Origin of the sequence: Bacillus vallismortis (genome assembly GCF_004116955.1) — a bacterium.
GTDB classification, from domain to species: domain Bacteria; phylum Bacillota; class Bacilli; order Bacillales; family Bacillaceae; genus Bacillus; species Bacillus vallismortis.
In genome coordinates, this window is record NZ_CP026362.1 from 1,311,440 (window position 1) to 1,334,651 (window position 23,212).

Sequence of the window (23,212 nt, forward strand, 5' to 3'; positions counted from 1 at the left end):
GGCTGCTTTTTTCTGTACAGAAAAAATCGTTCATCACAATGAACGATTTTTCAAGAAAGCGCCAGATGGATTGCCTTTAGTTTTGCAGGAAGCTCATCAAACGTATATGCGGGCACGGTCTCTTTGTAATTGGCTGCTGCTGCTTTTTGACGTTCCTCAGGGTGGTTGATATAGAAAGCGGCTTTTTCCTTAAAGTCGTTCATGCTGTGATAAGAAATAAAGGATGAAAAAGGATGTGCCGCGGGTAAATCTGTTAATTGAAATGCTTCGCATGCAGCTATATCAAACGTCCGGTTATTAAAACTGGCATTTTGGAGGCGGATATGATTTTGATTGAAAGCAAAATGATAGGGCCGATGCGCATTCATCACGATGTCTGCCCCGTTATAATAATGGACGGCCTGTTCGGGCGGAACCCATGTGCTGACGACATCGATATGCGGCTGTTTGAGCACTTTATTCGGCAGGTATTTTCTCCATTCCTTTCCGATAACCCGAACGGTGAAAGGCAGATGCACCGCTTCTTTCATAAGCTGAACCCGGTTAGGGTAAGGATAGCCGATGATAAGCAGATTTGAATGAAAAGAATCATCTGTGTCCATTTTTTTAAACAGCCGGTGATTCACTGGAATCGGAACATAATAGACGTGCTGGCAGCCAAGCTCCTGATAATAGAGAGCGGCATTTTGTTCAATCGTTAATATGGCGTCAGCGTGCTTTATCACCTGAAGACTGATATCAATGTAAAATGGGTCTTCGGTCAGCCAAACATATACGGGAATATCCTTACCCTTTAACCAGATCAGCCAGTCGTGAGGAACGCGGTCTCCAACCATCATGAGTGCGAAGTCCGGCTGAAACGCTTCGATGTTCTCCAGAGATTCTGGTTCCGGAATATCTGCAGACATGTACTCTGTATGAGTATGACGAAAACATTCTTCAGCCCAGCGGTCAAAATAACTGTATATTCCTCCGTATCCCGACTGGATATACAACACTTTCATCAGATGTTATGAAAAGAATGTGACGCTTTCTACTTTGTCGACATCAATTAATGTTGTAGCTTGCCCTTCTGGCGTGACGGAGCTTTCCTGTGTTACAAATACGATGCCGTGAATTTGATCAAAAGCAACGAAAACAACTGGCCCGATCATGTCACCTGAATCAGTTACGATGCTGATTGTAGTGCCTGGCGTAATTCTGGCAAAAATCCATCTTGCCGGAAGGGAAGTAGATTCAGCCGTAATCATTTCACTTTGATCTACTTTTTGATCGATTGCAGCTTCAAGCAAGTCTTTAAGATGGTTTTCCACGTTTTCTCCTCCTTCTGTTGCAGTTGGAAATAAAGGGTTTAAAAGGGTTTTAATCAAATCCTTTTTTAACTCTGCGTTTTCAGAGCTCATTACACACACCTCCTATTCAATAGTGAACTCACGTTAATCATATTCTTCAGGCCGCCATTTGGTATGAGTCGAATGCCGTACCTGACCTATTTTTCATATATTTAAGGAAAATGCTGATTTTTTAAATGAGTGGACATAGCCTATACCATAAATCGAAATCAGTCATATTGTGAAACAGAGCATAAGGGTAAAGGAGAGGGAATGTTTGGATATTGAGAACCACGTGAATCAAGAAGAAAACCAAGATGAACTGCATTTTATTTTGCTTTTGCTGATTTTGCTTATTCGCCAATCGTCTACTGAGCATCCATCTGATCTCAGGCGCCAGCTCGTATTTGCAAAAGAGCTTGGCGTACCGGTCTCAACCGTTCATCTGATAAATGGGGAGACGCTTCAAAACGTCATCATAAAAGAGGTTCTGAGTGATTTGGTTATTTTTCAAAACCCGTTAAATCATACGAGATCTCATGTCGCACTTTCAAGTATTGTAAGCTGGGGTGCTTTTTAAATGATGACAGAGGCTCTGCTTGCTGCGGAGCCGTTTTGATGTGTGACGATAGGGGGGCTGTATATTGGGAGAGAAAGTGTCCATTATTTTAACGAGTTATAATAAACCTTACTATCTGCAAAAAGCGATCGAAAGCGTCATGAAGCAAACGCATGAACTCTGGGAGCTCTTGATCATGGATGATCATTCTAATGATGAAACAATTGCAGTGATTCATAAATACCTTCATGACCCTCGCGTTCGTTATGAAAATAGTTTCGTACATCCCGCAGATCGATTAAAAACCACCCGTTATGCCACATTAATTAACAGTGCACTCCCATTTGCCGACGGCGATTTCATTTCCTATCTCACTGATGACACTGTTTATCATCCTGAGCGGCTGAGCCGTATGGTAGAGATGTTTTCACATCATCCTGAGGCGCAGGCTGTTTATTCAAAACAAAAAGTTGTACAGGTAAACGAAAGGGGAGAGGCAATCTCCCATTTTTATAGAAATGCCAATACAGTGCTTCATCAGGCTGCTTTTCAAGTCGATCATTGCTCAGTTATGCATCGCCGTTCGTTACTTGATCGTATTCTCCATAAATATGGAAGCTATTGGGATGATGATATGAAGCATTGGAATCATGGCGACTCAATTTTTTGGGCCAGAATGAACAACTTTGCTCCGTTTCTGCCGATAAATGAAGTATTAGATACAACCTATAAAACCCCCGATTCGTTTCAAAATGCGTATCGGTTTCTGCCCGCCGATTTGATTGACGGATCTTTTGTAAAAGGATCAGATCAAAACGTGTATTTTTTTGATATGGGTGTGAGGCATCCTGTCGGGGAAAGGTGGGGTTCTTTGTATCTAAATCGGACTGTGGCCGTTCCAGATCCGTATTTATTCCAATATAACATTGGGAAAATGTTAAACATTCCGAACTACATTTTAGTAAAGGGAGCTGACCACCCTGCAATATTCTATATCGAAGCCGGAAAAAAAAGACGAATTGCTGATCAGTATGCTTTTCAGTTTTATCAATTTAAAAGAAAAGACATAGTGACCATTGGAGAAGAAGAACTGAAGGCGCTGCCAGAAGGGCTGCCAATTACGCGGGAACGATCTGGTTTGATCGAAAATCCGCCTGGACGCAGGCTTTTTTTCATAGAACGCGAGCCGTTTTTGTTTCTAAACGGCGTCTTTCACCCAATTCGTGAACAAGTAGTAAGGAAATTCTTTTTATATCATAAGCCAATCCCCGCTTCTTTCCGAAATATTCAGCAATTTCCAATTGGAAAGCCGTTTTATCCGGTGTACGATGAGATTATAAAGAAATTGAATATTGCAGCTGAGTAAAGGCACAGGCCATAAAAAGGAGACGTTCATGACAGGAGACTATTCAAAAACAGAACATCAATATATATTGTTAACGTCTGAATCGGCTTCGTTTGATCATTACAGCGTATATAGAGATCCGAAGCTGCCGCACATTTTTTCTCATAACTTTGTTCAGCTCCATGATACGTTTCCATTGAAGCGGTTATTGGACTTTTTGCCATCCGTACCAAAGCTGCTTCATGCAAATTATCTCCATTTAAAAGCGGCGCCGCAGCATGTTTTTCCGCTCGGGTTGAAGCAATCCCTTGTCAAAAGCGGGTTTGTTGTCGAGGATGAGCTGTTGTACGACATGAAGCTTAGTGATTGGAAAGGGCAGATGGGGCATCCGTTAACGGCATGGGGGACGGCTAAAAGTCTCAGTGATGGATCTTCTATCATGAAAATTTATGATTCCATTTATATCGGGGAAGCGATTGCTGAACAAAAATTAAAAAGAAAATATCCCTTTTATGAAACGGGTACGGTCATCCTTGTTGTTTGTTACAGCGATCCATCACAGAAGGTTCCCATTGGGTGCGGCGAACTTTTCATCCATCCGCAAGAAAAAACGGCTAAAATCGAAGAAGTTGCCATTTTGGATCAGTTTCAAAGGAAGGGCTATGGCAGCATCTTAGTGAAAGAAATGCTGTCTATCGCAAAATCGCTCGGAATGGAAGCGGCCTATTTAGTGGCTACAAGCACTGACGGTGCAACCCATTTTTACGAAAAGCTGACATTTAAAAAATATGAGCGGATACACACTGTTTTTCATTATTTCCTTTCCTAAAATAGGCGTTTGTACCAACCATTTGGGACTTGGCCCGCATAACATGCCGTATATCGTGATAAGAAAGGATGAAAACAGCATGCATGGATACGCTGGATACGGTTACGGAACTGGCTGCGGGACAAATACGTTTGTATTGATTGTTGTCTTGTTCATTTTATTAATTATTGTCGGAGCCGCTTTTATTGGCTAAATATGAATTTTTAAAAGAGCCTTTCCATTCAGGAAGGCTCTTTTTTGTGAGAAAAGTTTTTCAGTGAACGTCATGCCGCAATTTGGACACTCATATAATATGTCAAAAGGGTTTTTGAGGTGGAAACATGAGCAGTTATTTGATTAAGCCGGAGCTTAGTTCGGCCTATCCGGTTGTCAGTCATGCGAAGGGTTCATATGTTTATGATCAGACCGGAAAAAGATATCTTGACGGCTCATCAGGTGCGGTGACATGCAATATCGGCCACGGGGTTCGTCATGTGACTGAGAGGCTGAAAGAACAGCTTGATCAGGTGTCTTTTGCTTACCGCTCACAGTTTACGAGCGAGCCTGCCGAGCAATTAGCCGCTCTCTTAGCGCAGGAGCTGCCGGGAGACGTGAATTGGTCTTTTTTTGTCAACAGCGGATCAGAAGCCATAGAAACAGCGATGAAAATCGCCATTCAGTATTGGCAGGAAAAAAAGCAAACCCAAAAATCCATCTTTTTGTCGCGGTGGAGCAGTTATCACGGAATAACTTTGGGAGCGCTTTCATTATCTGGTTTTTATGAGAGGAGATACCGATTCACCCATCTCATTGAGCGATATCCCGCTACCTCAGCTCCCCACATGTATCGGCTGAATGATAGGACGGCAGAAGAAATTGTTCAAACTGCCGCTGATGAACTGGAAACGGCCATCAGAAGAATCGGAAGCCAATTTATCGCCGCCTTTGTGGCTGAGCCTATTATCGGTGCCGCAGGTGCAGCGATAACTCCGCCACCGGGATATTATGAGAGATTAAGTGAGGTATGCCGCACACACGAAATACTCTTTATTGCAGATGAAGTGATGACAGGTCTTGGAAGAACAGGGAGGATGCTCGCGACAGAGCATTGGCACACCGTTCCTGATATAGCTGTACTGGGTAAGGGCCTTGGTGCGGGGTATGCGCCTATTGCTGCTGCCGTTGTATCAGATCCTATTATTGAAACGATAAAACAAGGTTCGGGTGTGATTATGAGCGGCCACACATATAGTGCACATCCCTATTCAGCCAAAGCGGCTCTGGAAGTTTTGCGGTATGTGTTAAAGCACGGCTTGATCAAGCAATCAGAAAAAAAGGGAGCTGTGCTGAAAAAGAAGCTTATTGAGGCAGCTTCTCAAAGCAGCATCATTGGTGATGTACGAGGGAAAGGACTGCTATTAGGCATAGAATTTGTAGCTGACAAGAACACGAGGAACGTTTTTTCGCCAGAGCAGACTATTACCCAGCGTATTGTAGCCGAGGCGAAAAAACGCGGACTGATTGTTTATCCTGCCAAAGCGGGAATAGACAGCGGGGAAGGAGATGCTGTCATTATTGCACCGCCTTTTACCATTTCAGATTGTGAGACTGAAGAACTCATATCAATTTTTTCAGAAACAGTTGCAGCGATTGAAAAAAACTGAAAAGGGATTGAAATCAAATGGCGCCATTTCAAAAAACAATCAGCATCGAAACGGCAATTGCAGATGTCCAGGACGGATCGGTCCTGATGTTTGGCGGTTTTGGAGGAGTCGGCTCACCTCCTTCATTGATTGAAGCTATATTAGACAGCGGTGTAACGGATTTAACCGTTATTTGCAATGATGCCGGGTTTCCGGAAATAGGGATCGGGCCGCTTATTGTCAATCAACGAGTCAAAACCCTGATCGCATCGCATATCGGTTCTAATCCAGTAGCGGGAAAACAAATGACAGACGGGACGTTAGAGGTTCAATTTTCACCCCAGGGAACGCTTGCAGAACGGATTCGCGCCGGTGGAGCGGGGCTCGGCGGCATTTTAACTGACGTGGGGATTGATAATCAAATGGTTTGTGAGGGAAAGAACATCATGTCTATGGCAGGAAAGCGATATTTGATTGAAGAGGCGCTGACGGCTGATTTTGCTTTCATCAATGCGCACATTGCAGATGAATTTGGCAATTTAACGTATGACAAAACAGCGCGCAATATGAATCCGCTTATGGCGATGGCCGCAAGGAGAACCTTTGCCGAAGCTCAGCGTATCGTCCCGATGGGAGAGATTTCAGAAGAAAGGATTGTTACACCGGGGGTTTTTGTCGAGGGGGTAGTGAGAAGCGAAGGAGTGAAGTGGAAATGGGCTTGGGAGTAGCAGAGAGAGAACAGATCGCAAAACGGGCCGCATCTGAAATCAAGCCGGGCATGATTGTGAATCTCGGTATTGGCATCCCATCTTTGGTGCCAAACTTTTTGCCGCCTGGTATGCAGGTCATGCTGCAGGCTGAAAACGGTGTGCTCGGAATTGGCGAAAGCCCTGAAAAGGGAGATGAGGATGAACATTTATGCAACGCGGCTGGATTTCCGGTCCGCGCTGTTAACGGAGCGTCTTATTTTGATACAACGGTGTCTTTTGCGATGATCAGAAGAGGCAAAATTGACATTACCATTTTAGGTGCCCTGCAGGTCAGCCAGTCAGGCGATTTGGCGAATTGGCTTGTCCCGGGAAAAAAGGTGCCGGGTATGGGTGGTGCGATGGAACTGGCCCAAAAAGCGAAAAAAGTGGTTGTCGTCATGAGTCATACAGATCAAAAGGGAAGGCCCAAATTAACAGAAACATGCACGCTCCCGTTAACGGCGGCAGGCTGTGTAGATATGATCATTACTGAAAAAGCGGTTCTTGAGGTCGATGGCCGTCATTTCATTTTAAAAGAGCTGATGAATGGCTCGACAATCACCGAGGTGACAAGGCTGACTGAAGCTGAAATCAAAATAGATATGCCTTTTTCTTAAAGGGGGAATGAGGATGCAAGACATTGAGAAAAAAGTAATCGAGTGGCTTGATCAGCATTCGGCCAAAGCCATTCGTCTTCTCAAAAGGCTGATTGGAGAAAAAAGCACATTGGGTTCAGAATTTAATGCCCAAGCTGTTGTGCTGGAAAAACTGCGGCAATTTCATATGGACATTGACGTGTGGGAGCCAAGCCTAAAGCAATTAAAACAGCATCCCTACTTTAAATCAGACCGCTCCGATTTTCATGAGAGTCCGAACATCGTTGCAAAAAAAACGGGAGCGGGCGGGGGCCGGTCGCTGATTTTAAACGGCCATATCGATGTTGTGCCTGAAGGAAGCGTGAAGGATTGGAAGCATGAACCGTTTCAAGCTGTCGAAGAAAACGGTAAAATATACGGCCGCGGCTCAACGGATATGAAGGGAGGCAATACAGCCCTTCTTTTTGCTTTAGAAGCCCTGAACGCCTGCGATGTCAAATTAAAAGGTGATGTGTTGTTTCAAAGTGTTGTCGATGAAGAGTGCGGCGGAGCGGGAACACTGTCTGCCATCATGAGAGGATATCGTGCTGACGGGGCGCTGATTCCGGAACCGACGAACATGAAACTTTTTATAAAGCAGCAGGGGTCGATGTGGTTTCGGATCACAGTGAAGGGATTAGCGGCACATGGAGGCACACGCTATGAAGGGGTAAGCGCGATTGAAAAAAGCATGCATGTGATCAGAGCCATACAGGAGCTGGAAAAAGTCCGCAATGCCAGAATCTCAGATCCGCTGTACGACAATGTCCCAATACCTGTACCGGTGAATATCGGCACCATCTCAGGCGGAGCGTGGCCTTCTTCAGTTGCAGACCGTGTCGTCATAGAAGGGAGATGCGGAATTGCGCCCCATGAGAAGCCAGAAGCAGTAAAACTTGAATTGGAAAACTGGCTGAAGGATTTAGATTACCGTGATGAATGGTTTAAACGCCATCCGATTAAAGTTGAATGGTTCGGCGCTCAATGGCTTCCGAACGATTTGCCTAATGACCATCCTTTGATTTCAGTGCTGCAATCAGCCTATCAAAAAATGAAACAGACAGAGCCGATCATCGAAGCCTCGCCATGGGGAACGGATGGAGGGCTTTTATATCATGCAGGCGATACGCCTGTGATCGTTTTCGGGCCCGGAGAAACAAAAACAGCTCATCAAGCAAATGAATACATTGAGATTGAAGCCATGCTAGAATCTGCTAAGATTATCGCTCTTTTTGTGATCGATTGGTGCGGGCTTCATACAGGCGGGGAGGGGGAGAATGAGGATGCTCAAGTCGATAATGAGTAATGGTGTCACAGCTGTTCTGGACCATGACAGCTTTAATAGGCGAATAAGAGTTGTCCGTTATGACGGCGCTATTGAGCAGGCCCTGCCTGATATCGTGGCAGCGGCAAAAGAAGAGGATGCGGAAAAAATCATCGTCTATACGAAACAGCAAGATGAAGCTGTGCTTGCCAGACAATTGTTTGCGCCGGAGGGTTTTCTCGAGGGCTATTATCTCGGCCACTCGGCTTGTGTCATGGCGCGTTACCTCACAGAAAAACGCAGGCAAACAGATTCATATATAAAGGAACAGGAGATGATCGAAGCCTTATACCGCACAGCACCTCACCCCTGTAGCGAAAACAGTCCAAACTTTACGATGAGAAAAGCGGAAATAAACGACATGTATCAGCTTTCGATGTTGTTTAAAAAAGTATTCCGTACGTACCCGACCCCTGTATTTGATCCCGCATACATTGAAAAGACGATGAATGAAAATGTGATGTATTATGCCATGTTTGATCATGACCGCCTGATCAGCGCAGCAAGCGCAGACATCAATCCAGAGCTCGGGCATGCAGAAATAACCGACTGCGCTGTGCTTCCGGAATATCGAGGCCATTCGCTGACAAGCTTTTTAATCGAGGCATTAGAAAAAGAAATGGCCGAGAAAGCAATCTTTCACGTGTTTTCTCTCGCCCGGGCTGCCTCTTTTGGGATGAATGCTGTATTGTATCATTCCGGTTATCAGTATGGCGGAAGGCTGATTAATAATTGCTATATAGCGGAAGGTCTTGAAAACATGAATATTTGGTGCAAGCACCTGTAAGTCAAAAAGATGCACGAGGAGGAATTCATTTGGAGAGCAAATGGTATAAACCGAAACGGCATTGGAAGGAGATAGAATTATGGAAGGACGTTCCGGAAGAGAAATGGAACGATTGGCTTTGGCAGCTTACACATACGGTAAGAACGTTAGATGATTTGAAAAAAGTCATTCACTTGACCGAGGACGAAGAGGAAGGCGTCAGAATTTCAACCAAAACGATCCCCTTAAATATTACACCATATTATGCTTCTTTAATGGACCCCGATAACCCGAGATGCCCGGTCCGCATGCAGTCTGTACCTCTTTCTGAAGAAATGCACAAAACAAAATACGATCTGGAAGATCCCCTCCATGAGGATGAAGATTCACCGGTACCCGGACTGACACACCGCTATCCCGATCGTGTGCTGTTTCTTGTCACCAATCAATGTTCCATGTACTGCCGCTACTGCACAAGAAGGCGTTTTTCCGGACAAATCGGAATGGGAGTTCCTAAAAAACAGCTTGATGCTGCAATTGCTTATATCCGGGAAACACCTGAAATCCGCGATTGTTTAATTTCAGGCGGTGACGGACTGCTAATCAATGACCAAATTTTAGAATACATTTTAAAAGAGCTGCGCAGCATTCCGCATCTGGAAGTCATTAGAATCGGAACGAGGGCTCCGGTCGTCTTTCCGCAGCGCATTACCGATCAGCTGTGCGAGATCTTGAAAAAATATCATCCAGTCTGGCTGAACACCCATTTCAATACAAGCATCGAAATGACAGAGGAATCCGTTGAGGCCTGTGAAAAGCTGGTGAATGCGGGAGTGCCGGTCGGAAATCAGGCCGTCGTGTTAGCCGGTATTAATGATTCGATTCCCATCATGAAAAAACTCATGCACGACTTGGTAAAAATAAGAGTCCGTCCGTATTATATTTATCAATGTGATCTGTCAGAGGGGATCGGACATTTCAGAGCTCCTGTTTCCAAAGGTTTGGAGATTATTGAAGGGCTGCGTGGCCATACCTCGGGCTATGCGGTTCCGACCTTTGTCGTTGACGCACCGGGCGGCGGGGGGAAAATCGCCCTGCAGCCAAACTATGTCCTGTCGCAAAGCCCTGACAAAGTCATCTTAAGAAATTTTGAAGGTGTGATTACGTCATATCCAGAACCGGAGAATTACATTCCTAATCAGGCTGACGCCTATTTTGCGTCCGTTTTTCCTGACATCGCTGACAAAAAGGAGCCAATTGGACTGAGTGCCATTTTTGCTGACAAAGAGGTTTCATTTACACCGGAAAACGTAGCCAGAATCAAAAGGCGTGAGGCGTTTACAGCGAATCCGGAGCATGAAACATTAAAAGATCGGCGTGAGAAAAGAGATCAGCTTAAAGAAAAGAAATTTTTGGCGCAACAGAAAAAACAGAAAGAGGCTGAAAACGGAGGGGATTCTTCATGAAAACATGCGAATGGTGCGGCGAGCTTGAAGCAGTACCCGGCAGGAACACGGTGTACTGGGAGCTCCCTGACGGAACAAGAGCCATAGAGCTGACTGACACCCCCGCCATGGTGTGTGCTTCCTGCGGAATGACCTATCAGGAGGAAGCCACAATAAAGATGATTGAGGATCAGCTGCTTTTGATTCAAACAAAAAAACTGCCTCAAAGCCTGACCTACCAGCAGCTCATGGAGACAGAAAGGATTCTGAAACGCAACTATTTTGACTTCTCCTGAATGATGTTTCGGTATTCTTTTGTTGTATTTTTACACTTGAACTGTATAATAGAACAACAAAAGACAGACATCAGGAGGGGAAACCCATGAAATCCTTTTATCACTATTTATTGAAATATAGACACCCGAAGCCGCAGGACAGCATCAGTGAATTTGCCAATCAGGCGTATGAGGATCACAGCTTTCCGAAAACCTCAACCGATTATCATGAAATCAGTTCATATTTGGAGCTGAACGCTGATTACCTTCACACGATGGCGACGTTTGATGAAGCTTGGGATCAATACGAGGCTGAAGTTCACGGCAGATAATAGCTGTTTCGTCCGCAGATTCCTGCGGATTTTTTTATGTCCTAATCTAACCATAATTGGATATTTCCTTTGGTTTTCATGCCCATGCGAATTGGCGTCACCCGGCATACGATAGCGTATGAGAAATGTTGCGGCGAGGGGGAGACACCATGAAGCAAAATAAACCGAAATTCCAAGTAGGGGATGTCGTAGTCGTCATTATGTATGGAACAGTCGGCACCATCACAAAAGTACACCAAATTGATCATCACTATCTTTATGAAGTCAATCATAATGAAGTCTTATACTTTGAATCGTCCATTCAGCTGTACAAAGATTATGAGGGTGTCATTGTCGACATGGAAAAGCTGGATATTGAGTATGAATTCCTTATTGGGGATGTTGTTTATGTAAAAGATTATGGAAAAGAACTCTTTCGCATTATCGGCCACAGAACAGAAATTTGGAGATATTTAGAAGATGGTTGGGAAGATATCATATATGAGCTGACCCGTTTAAAGGATGGAGAGTGGCTTGAAACGGAGGAAGAGGATCTCACGCTGGTGCTAAGAAAATATGAAATGGACCAGTTTGTACACCAGCTGTTGTTTGTCCACTATGTCGGAGAAACTGGCCATGAGATCGGCGAAGATATTGCATCGTCTGCTCTTCTTCAGTTTGAAGGCGATGATGAAGATCAAGATACCCTTCACATCCTTGCTGTATCAATTGTTGATGAGCTTCTCGATATTTATAACGACTACAAAATTCTGTATGACATGTTTCGAGATGAAGAATATAAGGATATGATGATGTTTGTTTTGGAAAGTTTAAAAGAGCATTTCAGTTAGTTTGTGAACATGCAGATCAAGACATATAAAAAATAAGGCAGACAGCCCCACATCATCACATGCGTCATTCCTTTAAGCGTTTTTTCCATGATGATATCGAATCTTTCTCCGTCCAGTGCTTCCATCATTTTAGCAATCATTCCTGTCAGCCTCCCATGGCTTGTTTTTTATTCAATGTATATGATTGAAAGAATTGTTTAGAACACCGGGTATAATTCAGCCTGTTTTTTCATAAAACATAAAAAAGGAGGCGGTACGGAGATGAAAGAAATAGATCTTGTGATTGATACGGAAGAAATCGCTGAATTTTTTTACAGAGAGCTTGCGCGACGGGGCTACATACCGAGTGAGGATGAGCTGTTTGAAATCGCTGACATTACCTTTGATTATTTGATAGAAAAATGTATGATAGATGAAGAGCTGGATGAAGATGATTGAAGCTTAAAGCCGGAGTGGTCAGCTCCGGTTTTATTATTCGTGTTCTATGAATTCTGTGATAATTGAGGTGGTTTACATGTTGTACAAGCCCGTTAGCCTGTTTCTTTTCTTTCTTTTTCTAGCTGCGGCTATTCATACAAATGCTGTTCAATCAGCGGATGAAGCGATAAGCAAGGCAGCTGTTTTGACCCGTCTGCCATGGCTTAATGAGGTCATGACAGGGGTTACGCATCTTGGTGCTTCTTCTATTCTGCTCCCTCTTATCGTAATCATTGGAGCGGGCCTGTTTTTTTACAAAAAAACAGGGGACGGCCTTTTGATGCTCTTGATATTCGGTGCGGATCGGCTATTAAACAAAGTCTTAAAAGAATGGATCGAACGAGTAAGACCTGATTTTGCTCCGCTGGTACATGAATCATCCTTCAGCTTTCCGAGCGGCCACTCCATGAATGCTGCCTGTGTTTATCCTGTCTTAGCCTACTTTTTAGTGAAACACATTCCGTTTTTGTCCAAACATAAAAAAATCGTATACACCATAGCCGGCGTGATCACAGTTTTGGTCGGCATAAGCAGAGTATACTTGGGGGTTCACTTTGTGACCGATGTGCTAGGAGGCTTTAGTCTCGGCCTGCTTCTGTTTTTCCTAGTAAAAGATTTTGACGAAAAGATGAAGCGGTTTCGACAAAAATAGAGAGAGGAAAACGCGGCAAAAACGCCAATATGTTATAGAAATAAAAGGGAGGGGATCTTGATGATGTTATCCGTGTTTAAAAAGAAGTCTTGTTCTTATGACGTGACAATATTTCAAACACCCCGGTTTGGCGAAAAAAAAGGCTACAGAGCCGTCTATCGAACTGAACTGAACGGGAGCGGTCATCAAGATGTGCTGAAAAGGGCATTCTCTTTGTTTAATGTATTTGACACCGTTCCAAGTGATTATGATGCGAGATTTGTTGCCACAGGAGACGTGATTCTGATTGATGAAGGCAGAAAAGGCAAGACATATTACAAGCTGCTTCCCGCCGGATGGAGGAAAATCAATCGTCTGATTGTGCAAACGACATAACAAAAAGAAAACTGCGGACTTCCGCAGTTTTCTGCAGTTTAAGGCTTGCGTTTGGCAGCGGAATATTCTTTCCCGTGCGCCTCTTCAGCTGCAATGACATCTTTTGCAGGTATGTGATTGTTCTTTTTTTGGCCGGTAATCCGGTTGCGCTGTTTTTTACCCATGTCTTATCCCTCCTTCCTGCGGTTAGGTTTTCAAATAAACACCTCGTTTATCCCGTTTTTCACAGGAAGTCCCCGAACAGCCTCAGAGCATTTCTTTTTTCACTATATTCCTTTATAATCAATGCTGAAGTTTGTCTCATCATGACATTCGTTGTAAAATGAACGGACTGGATGATAATTTAGATTTAGGAGGATAAGAGATGAGTGTACATATAGGTGCTGAAAAAGGACAGATTGCGGATACAGTGCTTTTGCCGGGAGATCCTCTCCGAGCAAAATTTATTGCTGAAACGTATCTTGAAGATGTAGAATGCTACAATGAAGTCAGAGGCATGTATGGATTTACGGGTACATATCAAGGCAAGAAAATATCCGTGCAAGGCACGGGAATGGGCGTTCCTTCTATTTCGATTTATGTGAATGAACTAATTCAAAGCTATGACGTACAAAACTTAATTAGAGTAGGTTCTTGCGGCGCTATCCGTAAAGATGTCAAGGTGCGGGACGTCATTTTGGCTATGACCTCCTCAACTGATTCACAAATGAACAGGGTTGCTTTTGGAAGCATTGATTTTGCCCCATGCGCAGATTTCGAGCTTTTAAAAAATGCTTATGATGCCGCAAAGGATAAAGGCGTGCCGGTAACTGTAGGAAGCGTATTTACAGCTGATCAGTTCTATAACGACGATTCGCAAATCGAAAAGCTTGCAAAATACGGCGTGCTCGGCGTTGAGATGGAAACAACTGCATTGTATACTTTAGCAGCGAAGCACGGAAGAAAAGCGCTGTCAATTCTCACTGTGAGTGACCACGTACTAACAGGAGAAGAAACAACAGCGGAAGAGCGTCAAACCACATTTCATGATATGATAGAAGTGGCTTTACATTCCGTATCACAATAAAATAAATCAAGAGGCGTGCTGGATGCCGGCAGCCTCTTCTTTATGAATGCGGAAACGATTGATAAAAGGAAGGAAATGGAGTATGAAAAAGACCGGTAAGTGGTTCTCGCTGGCAGCCGCTCTGAGTGTGACGGCATTAGTCGGAGCCGGCTGCAGCATGTCAAACGGAGATGCTCAAAAGGATACGAAAACCACAGCAGAAACGAAGCAAACAGAACAAAAAACAGCTGACAGCAAAAAAGAAAACAAGCAGGACAGTGAGTTTTCATTGGAAAGCAAATATTTCAATGATACTAAACAAGTAGATGGTCTGGAAACTATTCAAAATCCAGAAAATATACTCGCTTTGGTCAATAAAGAATACGCTTTGCCTGAAAACTATGAACCTAGTGATCTTGTTATACCTGATGTTGAGTTTTCTTTTGAAGAAAAGATTCAAAAACGTTACATCAGGAAGGAAGCGGCCGGCGCATTAAAGACGATGTTCGATGCTGCGAAAAAGGAAGGCTATGAACTGGCAGCTGTCTCGGGATACCGCGCGTATGACAGACAGAAAGTCATTTTTAACAATGAAGTAAACTTAAAAGGGGAAAAGAAGGCAAGGGAAGCGGTTGCTTACCCGGGCGAAAGCGAGCACCAAACAGGCTTAGCGATGGACATCTCAAGCCGGAGCAATGGCTTTCAGATTAATGAAGCGTTTGGAAGCACGGCAGACGGAAAATGGGTGCAAGACAATGCTTATAAATATGGTTTTATCATTCGCTATCCGAAAAATAAAGAAGATATTACGAAATACAAATATGAGCCATGGCACCTGCGCTATGTAGGCAAAAAGGCCGCAAAAGTCATCCACGACAATGATTTAACGCTGGAAGAGTATTTTGAAAAAGTGAAGAAAATCTAAATAGAAAGCCCGCTTACAATTTGATAAGCGGGCTTCATTGTGTTTGATGAATCAGGCGCTTGCACAGACAATAAGTCTATGTTTACCAGAAGAATAAACCAGCCAGAGCCACTCCTGTAATTAAACCGAGGGAAATACCGTAAGCTGCTCCGTATCCCCAATAGCCGCCCCAATATCCGTAACCGAAACCTCTAGGACCCGCGCCGGTAGGAGTTATATAAACCCTGTCTCTTGTGACACGGGTAATTCTGCCGACGTGCACTCTTCCGCCTCTTTCAGTAATTCTGACGACTTTACCTTGGTGGTTCCTGCAAAGATGGTAATATCTCTCCAATCTTGTTTCCCTCCTATACTGACTTTCTATCAGCATATGATAGACAGGATAAAAAGGTTGGACGAAAACAGGGGGTGATACGCCGTTTTACTTATATGCAATAAAGATACAATGTCCCATGTACTCACTATAGATCTGCATGAGTTCATAATGTGTTTGAAGTGTATCGTAATAGATAGGGGCAATCGTTTGCGATAAATCCATTTCTGTGGTTGGCTCAAATTCCATGTCGTCCGGAAGAAGTGATATCGCTTCCGTTTTTTGAAAGCCATAGGTTCTCAGGAGTTTATGCCACTCGAGTTCTTCATGTAAGCAAGTAAAACCGTAGAAATCCATCATTTGCTTTTTTTCTGCGGGCGGCATCGGTTTTTTTAAAGCTGCTTCAATACCAATCAGCATCCCGCCGGGCTTCAATACTCTTGACATTTCCTGAAGAGAGGATGACAGATGGGAAAAACTGAGGACTGACTCGGACAATACGCATGAAAAGGACTCGGAAGAAAACGGGAGGCGTTCCAGTTCAGCTTGATATGATGGAATGGCGAGACCTTCATTTGCAAATCTTTTTTTCGCTTTCTCAAGCATGATAGGGTCTTTATCAACAACTGTTACAGGATAAAGCAAATGGCCTAAATAAGCCGCTGTTTGTCCTGTTCCGCATCCGGCATCAAGAATCGGCTGATCCGGGGAGGGCGCGGCTTTTTGCAAGACCGCTTTTGAAAAAGCCAGTCCGCCCGGATGCGCTCCTGCGACACCGAATAAGGACAGCATTTCTAAATATCGGCTCAATATCGAATCCTCCTTTTTTTTTATCATATGTCATATAAAGACATAGGGTTTATGAAAAGCGAAAGAAGGGCGTTTCTCATTCTTTTTTGCTCCGAGTTGACGAATAAGAATTCGTCCATGATAATATTGTAAGAAGAAAAAGGTGGTGTTTAATTGAAACGGCAATTTAAACTGTTTTTTATAGTGCTGATCACTGCGGTTGTCGCTTCGGCGCTTACTTTATTTATTACGGGCAATTCCAGTATCCTGGGCCAAAAATCAATTCGTGCGGGAGACAGTCAGTTCGACAAGTTAAATAAAGCGTATGAGCAAATCAAAGGTGATTACTACCAAAAGACAGACGATGACAAATTAGTAGACGGAGCAATTAAAGGAATGATTGAATCTCTGGATGATCCGTATTCGACATATATGGATCAAGAGGAAGCAAAATCATTCGACGAGACCATTTCTGCATCCTTTGAAGGGATCGGAGCGCAAGTAGAGGAAAAAGACGGTGAAATCCTTATTGTGTCGCCAATTAAAGGTTCACCTGCTGAAAAAGCGGGGATCAAGCCGAAGGACCAGATCCTTAAGGTGAACGGAAAAAGCGTCAAAGGCATGAATGTAAATGAAGCCGTCGCTTTAATCCGCGGAAAAAAGGGCACAAAAGTGAAGCTTGAGCTCAACAGAGCGGGTGTCGGACATATCGATCTCTCCATTAAGCGCGATACCATTCCTGTAGAGACCGTCTATTCCGAGATGAAAGACAACAATATCGGCGAAATCCAAATTACTTCTTTCTCTGAAACAACGGCAAAAGAGCTGAAAAACGCCATTGACAGTTTAGAGGAAAAAGGCGCTGAAGGCTATATTTTAGACTTGAGGGGCAACCCGGGCGGTTTAATGGAACAGGCGATTACAATGAGCAACATGTTCATTGATAAAGGAAAAAACATCATGCAGGTTCAATACAAAAACGGTTCTAAAGAAGTCATGAAGGCTGACAAAGAACGTACAATAACCAAACCTACCGTCGTTTTAGTCAATGACGGCACAGCCAGCGCCGCGGAAATTATGGCCGCTGCCCTCCATGAATCGTCAGGCATACCGTTAATCGGGGAAACGACATTTGGAAAAGGCACGGTGCAGACTGCAAAAGAATATGATGATGGCTCTACTGTCAAACTGACAGTCGCCAAATGGCTGACGGCTGACGGTGAATGGATTCATAAAAAAGGGGTCAAGCCCCAAGTGAAAGCAGAGCTGCCTGATTACGCGAAGCTGCCGTTTTTGGACGCGGATAAAACGTATAAATCCGGTGATTCAGGCACAAACGTCAAAGTCGCTCAGCAAATGTTCAAAGCACTTGGCTACAACGTAAAAGTTAACAGTGCGTATGACCAGGATTTTGTATCTGTCGTCAAACAGTTCCAGAAAAAAGAGAAGCTGAAAGAAACAGGCGTATTGACTGGCGAGACAACAACGAGATTAATGACAAAACTTCAAAAGAAACTGTCGAATAATGATACGCAAATGGAAAAAGCAATTGAAACACTGAAAAAAGAAATGTAAAAAACCCCATACGCGCCTGCCGCGTATGGGGTTTTTTATGCGCCTCTCTGACTTGGATTGGGCTCTTGTTTTTTACCAAATAAACCTTCAATGACAGGATTGGACCCTGCTTTTTTGACGAACAGCGGATTCAGAATCACCACAGCGATGATGTTGGCGGCCAAACCCCAGAACCCTTCATAAATGCCATTTGCGGATTGAGTGGTATACACAATAAATGTTACTGCAAGGCCGACTAATAATCCGATAACTGTCGCTTCTTTCGTTTGATGTTTCCAGAATAAGCTGACAGCAATCGCCGGGAAGATTTGCACCATGCCTGATACGCCTAATAGCTGAAGTGTCACTAAGGCAGTCGGAAACAGCATGCCAAACAGAAGCGCAAGGCCGATAACAACAAACACCATTGAACGTGTGACAAGGGTCAGCTTGCTTTGGGACACATTCGGATGAATCAAATCCCGATACAGGTTATTGGCAAATAAATTTGATGCTCCGATGGCCATGATAGAACAAGGGATCAATGAAGCAAGAGCAATTGTGGCATATGCAAAACCTTGCGCCACACCGCCGTAAGATGTTTGAATCAAATGCAGCAGCGCCAGTCTTGGATTTGTATCTTCCGGCAGGACAAGAAAGGCGATAAAACCAAGAAAAATGACCAAAATTAATACAATATTATAAAGCGGCAAGAACATGCTGTTTTTTCTTACTGCATCAGCGCTTTTCGCTGTGAAAACACCTGTAGCGGCATGTGCCCACATAAAAAGTGCCAGAGCGGAAACAATAGATGCTGTGATAAACCAAGGGATGCCTTTTGGCCCTTCTGACGGTATCGTCAGCATTTGAGGCGCTTCCTTCACTAACGTGTCAATCATCGGCGTCCAGCCGTTAAAATGAATGAGAGGGAGGGACACCACCATAAACAGCATAATGACCCACACTAAAATGTCTTTAATGATGGCTGTAAATGTAGGCCCTTTAATCCCGCTGAAAAATGTGTAAAGAGCAACAAGAATAAATGAGATGATCACAACGAATTTTACGTTTATATATCCGGTGCCGGCAACCTGGAGCGTATCTTGAATGCCGCTCAGCTGAAGACATATGTATGGAATGAGCATGAGCACACCGACAATGGCAACGAGACTTGCTAAAAGCTTGCTGTCAAACCGTTCCCGGGCGTAATCCGCCAGTGTTGTTAATTTGTGAATTTTTGCAATATTCCAGAGTTTTGGCAGGAAGAAGTAAGCGATAAAGTAGGCCAAAACAGAATAAGGAATGGCGAAAAATGCAACACTTCCGCCGGTAAAAGCAGTACTGGTCAATCCTAAGAAAGTGTAGGCCGTATAGAGGTCGGCGCCTACTAAAAACCAGACGAGAAGGCCGCCGAAGCGCCTGCCGCCGACAGACCATTCTTCCACTGAGGCGCGTGAGGATTTGTCTCTTCCAGCGAGAAATCCGATACAGACAACGCTTAATACGATAATAGCTGTAATGAGAAGTGCAGTCAGATTCCCTTGCATTATTCAAGTCCTCCATCTTTTTTTTGCATCTGGTATATGCCAAACGAGCATAACGGCGTAATAATAATCCACAACAGCAGCCAGAAGTGGAAAAACGGAAGGCCGAACATAATCGGTTCCATTCGATTCACAAGCGGCAATAAGGCAAGCTGAACGAATGGCAAAAGAATGAGAATAACAATAAGTGCTTTTTTAACCATTTCTTTTCCTCCTGAATCATGATAATGCTCACTATAATAGCAGTTGTAAGAAAAGATCACAAGATCATTATTAGAAAAAAGTGATTTTTTTAATTATTCAATCAAAAACACATGGTTTGCATCCTGCATGATAAAGGTTTAAAATAATAAATATCTTGAAGTCGAGATAAATAGGAGTGGAAACATGAAAACAGAAGGTTTGCATCACGTCACAGCATTCGCCAAAGATCCGCAAGAAAATTTGCGGTTTTATACAGAAGTGCTTGGGCTTCGGCTTGTTAAAAAAACAGTCAACTTTGATGATCCCGGAACATATCATTTTTACTTCGGAAATCATAATGGAGATCCCGGTACCATTATGACCTTTTTTCCGTTCCAGGGAAGCGGACAGGGAACGGTGGGCAAAGGCCAAGCGGGTCGGGTCTACTTTTCAGTTCCTAAAGGCTCCCTGTCTTTTTGGAGGAAACGCCTTGAGAAAAACGGGCTGAATCCCGAGGAGAAAACGTTATTCGGTGAAATGGGTCTGGTTTTTGGTGATACGGAAGGCCTTCCGCTAGCGATCATGGAGGATGAACAAAGCGGCAAAAGCGGGTGGGCGCCTGACGGTATTTCAGAACATGAAGCGATCACAGGGATGAAAGGCGTGCTGCTGTATTCCTATGACCCGCAGGCGACGATTCAATTGTTAACCGAAAGCCTCGGATACACCAAAGCGGCGGTAGAAGACCAGATTGTCAGGCTGACATCATCAGCGGCCATCGGGGGCATCATTGACGTACATTTACACCCTGAAAAAAGAGGAGTGGGAGGTTATGGCACGGTGCACCATGTAGCATTTCGGACAACGAAAGAGGAACAGGCGAAATGGCTGCCGATTCTTGCCGAAAATCATCTCCCTTCATCAGAAATCCTTGACAGAGAATATTTCACATCCGTTTATTTCAGGGAGAAAGGCGGTATCTTATTTGAAATCGCCACAGATGAACCGGGCTTTATGACAGATGAAACGTTTGCTGAGCTAGGGACTTCATTAAAACTGCCTGAATGGCTGGAGAAACATCGAAAACAAATTACAGACGTTTTGCCTGAACTATAAAAGGGGGAATTTACAATGAACCATATTTTTGAAAAAGGGACATCTGACAACGTATTGCTGCTGTTACATGGCACTGGCGGAAATGAGCACGATCTGCTTTCGCTAGGACGGTTTATAGACCCTCATGCCCATTTGCTTGGTGTCAGAGGTTCAGTGCTTGAAAATGGAATGCCGCGCTTTTTTAAACGTCTGAGTGAAGGGGTCTTTGATGAAAAGGATCTCGTGGAGCGGACAAGAGAACTGAAAGAATTCATCGACGAGGCAGCAGAAACGCATCAATTTGACCGTGGCCGAGTGATTGCGGTCGGTTATTCAAACGGCGCAAATATTGCGGCAAGCCTGCTTTTTCATTATAAAGATATCTTAAAAGGGGCTATTCTCCATCATCCGATGGTTCCGATACGTGGTATCAAGCTGCCTGACATGACAGGACTTCCTGTTTTTATCGGTGCCGGAAAATACGACCCTCTCTGCACGAAGGAAGAATCAGATGAGCTTCATCGCTATTTGCGTGACAGCGGGGCGTCAGCCTCCGTTTTTTGGCAGGATGGGGGCCATCAGCTGACGCAGCATGAAGCTGAACAGGCTCGCGAATGGTACAAAGATGCGATTGTATAAAAAAACCTTAGTCCGAATGCGGACTAAGGTTTTTCATATCCTTATAGCCAAGTTGAAACGTTTGAAAGCGGCAAGCGGTTGCTTTGATGGGCAGGTTTCACTGCTTTTCCGATTGAAATGAGCATAACCGGAACATAGCGCTCACTGATATCAAATTGCTTTTGGAACTGCTCTTTGTTAAATCCTCCGATTGCGCAAGTGTCATAACCTTTTGCTTTTGCGGCAATCATAAGCTGCATAGCCGCTAAAGAAGCATTTAAGAAAGCGGAATCACGAGCGAATTGTTCACTTTGATAAGCACCATTAATTTGGCCGAGCAAAGTTTGTTTGATTTCATCTGTAATATAGCCCTGGTTTACCAATTCAGCATATACGTCTTCGCCGTTTTCATTTGCCTTTAAATCGCCTAAAATAGCAACAACAGCTGAAGACTCAACGATTTGTTTTTGATTATAGGCTACAGGAAGAAGTTCCGCTTTTGCTTCATCGCTGTGAAATACGGTGAAATGCCAATGCTGAAGGTTCCAAGCTGAAGGCGCTTTAGTCGCAAGGTCCAATAGCTCAGTCAGCTCCTCCTTAGAGATGGGGGCATTCGTATCATACTCCTTTACAGAAGCACGTGCTTTTAAAACGTCCAGAGTATTCGTCATAGTGTTTCCTCCTTCGGATAAACGTGGTATGATAATAGAAAAGTTAGAAGCTTACTAAATGTAACTTGAAAGATTATTGTAATGGATCATGGAAAACATGTCAATCAATAGATGAAGGGATGAGGACTTGTGGGAAATACAATGTGCCCTAAAATGGAATCCGCTTTCTCATTGCTGGGAAAACGATGGAACGGTCTAATCATCCATGTGCTTATGGATGGGCCGAAACGGTTTAAAGAGATTACGGAAACAATTCCGATGATCAGCCAAAAAATGCTGGCGGAGCGCCTAAAAGAGCTTGAACAAAACGAGATCGTCGAGCGGCAGGTTCTTCCTGAAACGCCAGTCAAAGTTATTTACACGCTGACTGAAAAAGGAACGGCGCTTCAAGCTGTATTCCAAGAGATGCAAGCGTGGGCCGACCAATTTTGCGAGCCCGGTGAAACAGTGTGCGAAGAAGAGAAATAAGGAAAGAGGCGTCCGGGAAAGAGCCTTTGTTTCAATGTAAAGTCATGTGAGGGGTGATTCATGCCGTTTACATGACTTTTTATATTTGTCAGAGTGGCTTTTACTACAGATTAGCAAAAGTAATGGTAAGGTGAAGGCGATATACAAATATTGAAAAAAATCGATCCGTGAAAAAGTTATTAGCAGCTAACCTATTGTTAATGGATAGAATCATTTATTCCGTCATGCACATCACCAAAGCGGGCTCTATCTGTCTGAATTTTATATATACGGTCAAAAGCCAGTTAGCTTTCATTAAAGAGACATTGGCATCGAAACTGGATGTAAATAAGGAATTCAGGCTCCATCTGCCACATTTTCATTACTCCTTATCCCCGTCTTGCTGGCTGTTTTCGTTCTGATGATGAAAAAGAAATGAGCGAAAAAAGAGAGAGTATCTGCTGGAACTCTCTCTTTTTTTG

General features: G+C 43.8%; 31 protein-coding genes. 22 read left to right on the forward strand and 9 right to left on the reverse strand.

Annotated elements, in window-relative coordinates; all coding sequences use genetic code 11:
* Positions 1 to 50 precede the first annotated feature (50 nt).
* Together BV11031_RS07205 and cgeA are read right to left on the reverse strand one after the other, a co-directional pair.
* Positions 51 to 1,004 carry a spore maturation protein CgeB gene (locus BV11031_RS07205; protein ID WP_026014583.1) on the reverse strand — a complete coding sequence of 318 codons (954 nt, stop codon included), beginning with the start codon at positions 1,002 to 1,004 and terminating at the stop codon, positions 51 to 53.
* Positions 1,005 to 1,010: 6 nt separating this feature from the next.
* A complete protein-coding gene (cgeA, locus tag BV11031_RS07210) occupies positions 1,011 to 1,403 on the reverse strand; it encodes a spore crust protein CgeA (protein WP_010331326.1) in 393 nt (130 codons plus the stop codon).
* Positions 1,404 to 1,608: 205 nt separating this feature from the next.
* On the opposite strand from cgeA, the gene cgeC reads away from it, so the two are divergent.
* From cgeC to BV11031_RS07285, 13 genes are all read left to right on the forward strand, one after another.
* Complete coding sequence (gene cgeC / locus BV11031_RS07215) at positions 1,609 to 1,911, forward strand: spore maturation protein CgeC (RefSeq protein WP_121642750.1); 303 nt, start codon at positions 1,609 to 1,611, stop codon at positions 1,909 to 1,911.
* A 64-nt stretch (positions 1,912 to 1,975) separates the two neighbouring features.
* Positions 1,976 to 3,256 (forward strand): spore maturation glycosyltransferase CgeD, encoded by a 1,281-nt coding sequence (locus BV11031_RS07220; protein WP_010331325.1) that lies wholly within the window; start codon positions 1,976 to 1,978, stop codon positions 3,254 to 3,256.
* 28 nt (positions 3,257 to 3,284) lie between these two features.
* Positions 3,285 to 4,064: a spore maturation N-acetyltransferase CgeE gene (locus BV11031_RS07225; protein WP_010331324.1), complete on the forward strand. Its 780-nt coding sequence runs from the start codon at positions 3,285 to 3,287 to the stop codon at positions 4,062 to 4,064.
* 79 nt (positions 4,065 to 4,143) lie between these two features.
* On the forward strand, positions 4,144 to 4,257 hold the full coding sequence (locus BV11031_RS07230; RefSeq protein ID WP_039074280.1) for a YjcZ family sporulation protein: 114 nt from the start codon (positions 4,144 to 4,146) through the stop codon (positions 4,255 to 4,257).
* Between the two features lie 127 nt (positions 4,258 to 4,384).
* The gene (locus tag BV11031_RS07240) at positions 4,385 to 5,707 is read left to right on the forward strand and encodes an aspartate aminotransferase family protein (protein ID WP_010331322.1); all 1,323 of its coding nucleotides are present in this window, start codon (positions 4,385 to 4,387) and stop codon (positions 5,705 to 5,707) included.
* 17 nt (positions 5,708 to 5,724) lie between these two features.
* A complete protein-coding gene (locus BV11031_RS07245) occupies positions 5,725 to 6,414 on the forward strand; it encodes a CoA transferase subunit A (protein ID WP_010331321.1) in 690 nt (229 codons plus the stop codon).
* The gene (locus BV11031_RS07250; protein ID WP_010331320.1) at positions 6,399 to 7,052 is read left to right on the forward strand and encodes a 3-oxoacid CoA-transferase subunit B; all 654 of its coding nucleotides are present in this window, start codon (positions 6,399 to 6,401) and stop codon (positions 7,050 to 7,052) included. Before BV11031_RS07245 ends, BV11031_RS07250 begins: the two co-directional genes overlap by 16 nt.
* Before the next feature lie 7 nt (positions 7,053 to 7,059).
* Complete coding sequence (locus tag BV11031_RS07255) at positions 7,060 to 8,376, forward strand: peptidase (protein WP_082246418.1); 1,317 nt, start codon at positions 7,060 to 7,062, stop codon at positions 8,374 to 8,376.
* Positions 8,354 to 9,181, forward strand: coding sequence for a putative beta-lysine N-acetyltransferase (gene ablB, locus BV11031_RS07260; RefSeq protein WP_010331318.1), 828 nt, complete (start codon positions 8,354 to 8,356; stop codon positions 9,179 to 9,181). The genes BV11031_RS07255 and ablB overlap by 23 nt, the downstream gene beginning before the upstream one ends.
* Before the next feature lie 29 nt (positions 9,182 to 9,210).
* Complete coding sequence (gene kamA, locus BV11031_RS07265) at positions 9,211 to 10,626, forward strand: lysine 2,3-aminomutase (RefSeq protein WP_010331317.1); 1,416 nt, start codon at positions 9,211 to 9,213, stop codon at positions 10,624 to 10,626.
* Entirely contained in the window at positions 10,623 to 10,901 is a 279-nt protein-coding gene (locus BV11031_RS07270; protein ID WP_010331316.1) for a YokU family protein, read from the forward strand. Before kamA ends, BV11031_RS07270 begins: the two co-directional genes overlap by 4 nt.
* 86 nt (positions 10,902 to 10,987) lie before the next feature.
* Positions 10,988 to 11,212 carry a YozE family protein gene (locus BV11031_RS07275; protein WP_010331315.1) on the forward strand — a complete coding sequence of 75 codons (225 nt, stop codon included), beginning with the start codon at positions 10,988 to 10,990 and terminating at the stop codon, positions 11,210 to 11,212.
* Between the two features lie 149 nt (positions 11,213 to 11,361).
* On the forward strand, positions 11,362 to 12,042 hold the full coding sequence (locus BV11031_RS07285) for a hypothetical protein (protein ID WP_121642744.1): 681 nt from the start codon (positions 11,362 to 11,364) through the stop codon (positions 12,040 to 12,042).
* Here BV11031_RS07285 and BV11031_RS07290 read toward each other — a convergent pair.
* Positions 12,039 to 12,182: a hypothetical protein gene (locus BV11031_RS07290; RefSeq protein ID WP_121642743.1), complete on the reverse strand. Its 144-nt coding sequence runs from the start codon at positions 12,180 to 12,182 to the stop codon at positions 12,039 to 12,041. The genes BV11031_RS07285 and BV11031_RS07290 overlap by 4 nt on opposite strands.
* 121 nt (positions 12,183 to 12,303) lie before the next feature.
* On the opposite strand from BV11031_RS07290, the gene BV11031_RS07295 reads away from it, so the two are divergent.
* From BV11031_RS07295 to yodL, 3 genes are all read left to right on the forward strand, one after another.
* Entirely contained in the window at positions 12,304 to 12,480 is a 177-nt protein-coding gene (locus tag BV11031_RS07295) for a YozD family protein (protein ID WP_003241581.1), read from the forward strand.
* A 79-nt stretch (positions 12,481 to 12,559) separates the two neighbouring features.
* The gene (locus tag BV11031_RS07300; RefSeq protein WP_121643743.1) at positions 12,560 to 13,171 is read left to right on the forward strand and encodes a phosphatase PAP2 family protein; all 612 of its coding nucleotides are present in this window, start codon (positions 12,560 to 12,562) and stop codon (positions 13,169 to 13,171) included.
* A 60-nt stretch (positions 13,172 to 13,231) separates the two neighbouring features.
* Positions 13,232 to 13,546: a shape determination protein YodL gene (yodL, locus tag BV11031_RS07305; protein WP_010328037.1), complete on the forward strand. Its 315-nt coding sequence runs from the start codon at positions 13,232 to 13,234 to the stop codon at positions 13,544 to 13,546.
* Positions 13,547 to 13,584: 38 nt separating this feature from the next.
* On the opposite strand, the gene BV11031_RS07310 is transcribed toward yodL, so the two are convergent.
* Positions 13,585 to 13,710 (reverse strand): hypothetical protein, encoded by a 126-nt coding sequence (locus tag BV11031_RS07310; RefSeq protein ID WP_003218142.1) that lies wholly within the window; start codon positions 13,708 to 13,710, stop codon positions 13,585 to 13,587.
* A gap of 200 nt (positions 13,711 to 13,910) precedes the next feature.
* Here BV11031_RS07310 and deoD point away from each other — a divergent pair, with 200 nt between their 5' ends.
* The gene (gene deoD, locus BV11031_RS07315) at positions 13,911 to 14,612 is read left to right on the forward strand and encodes a purine-nucleoside phosphorylase (RefSeq protein ID WP_121642742.1); all 702 of its coding nucleotides are present in this window, start codon (positions 13,911 to 13,913) and stop codon (positions 14,610 to 14,612) included.
* An 82-nt stretch (positions 14,613 to 14,694) separates the two neighbouring features.
* Positions 14,695 to 15,516, forward strand: a complete 822-nt coding sequence (locus BV11031_RS07320) for a M15 family metallopeptidase (RefSeq protein ID WP_010328036.1) — start codon at positions 14,695 to 14,697, stop codon at positions 15,514 to 15,516.
* 82 nt (positions 15,517 to 15,598) lie between these two features.
* Here the strand turns inward: BV11031_RS07320 and BV11031_RS07325 are convergent, their stop codons facing one another.
* Complete coding sequence (locus tag BV11031_RS07325; RefSeq protein WP_010328035.1) at positions 15,599 to 15,850, reverse strand: KOW domain-containing RNA-binding protein; 252 nt, start codon at positions 15,848 to 15,850, stop codon at positions 15,599 to 15,601.
* Between the two features lie 87 nt (positions 15,851 to 15,937).
* Positions 15,938 to 16,639, reverse strand: a complete 702-nt coding sequence (locus tag BV11031_RS07330; protein ID WP_010328034.1) for a class I SAM-dependent methyltransferase — start codon at positions 16,637 to 16,639, stop codon at positions 15,938 to 15,940.
* A 153-nt stretch (positions 16,640 to 16,792) separates the two neighbouring features.
* Between BV11031_RS07330 and ctpA the strand changes: the two genes are divergently transcribed.
* Positions 16,793 to 18,193, forward strand: coding sequence for a carboxy-terminal processing protease CtpA (ctpA, locus tag BV11031_RS07335; protein ID WP_010328033.1), 1,401 nt, complete (start codon positions 16,793 to 16,795; stop codon positions 18,191 to 18,193).
* 35 nt (positions 18,194 to 18,228) lie between these two features.
* On the opposite strand, the gene BV11031_RS07340 is transcribed toward ctpA, so the two are convergent.
* Both BV11031_RS07340 and BV11031_RS07345 read right to left on the reverse strand, forming a co-directional pair.
* Entirely contained in the window at positions 18,229 to 19,719 is a 1,491-nt protein-coding gene (locus BV11031_RS07340; protein WP_010328032.1) for a sodium:solute symporter family protein, read from the reverse strand.
* Positions 19,719 to 19,919 carry a DUF3311 domain-containing protein gene (locus BV11031_RS07345; protein ID WP_010328031.1) on the reverse strand — a complete coding sequence of 67 codons (201 nt, stop codon included), beginning with the start codon at positions 19,917 to 19,919 and terminating at the stop codon, positions 19,719 to 19,721. The genes BV11031_RS07340 and BV11031_RS07345 overlap by 1 nt, the downstream gene beginning before the upstream one ends.
* Positions 19,920 to 20,103: 184 nt before the next feature.
* Here BV11031_RS07345 and BV11031_RS07350 point away from each other — a divergent pair, with 184 nt between their 5' ends.
* On the forward strand, positions 20,104 to 21,015 hold the full coding sequence (locus BV11031_RS07350; RefSeq protein ID WP_010328030.1) for a ring-cleaving dioxygenase: 912 nt from the start codon (positions 20,104 to 20,106) through the stop codon (positions 21,013 to 21,015).
* A gap of 15 nt (positions 21,016 to 21,030) precedes the next feature.
* Positions 21,031 to 21,633, forward strand: a complete 603-nt coding sequence (locus tag BV11031_RS07355) for an alpha/beta hydrolase (RefSeq protein WP_010328029.1) — start codon at positions 21,031 to 21,033, stop codon at positions 21,631 to 21,633.
* A gap of 41 nt (positions 21,634 to 21,674) precedes the next feature.
* On the opposite strand, the gene BV11031_RS07360 is transcribed toward BV11031_RS07355, so the two are convergent.
* Entirely contained in the window at positions 21,675 to 22,283 is a 609-nt protein-coding gene (locus BV11031_RS07360; RefSeq protein ID WP_010328028.1) for a nitroreductase family protein, read from the reverse strand.
* A gap of 129 nt (positions 22,284 to 22,412) precedes the next feature.
* Between BV11031_RS07360 and yodB the strand changes: the two genes are divergently transcribed.
* Entirely contained in the window at positions 22,413 to 22,751 is a 339-nt protein-coding gene (yodB, locus tag BV11031_RS07365) for a transcriptional regulator YodB (protein WP_003220087.1), read from the forward strand.
* The last annotated feature ends 461 nt before the right edge of the window (positions 22,752 to 23,212 follow it).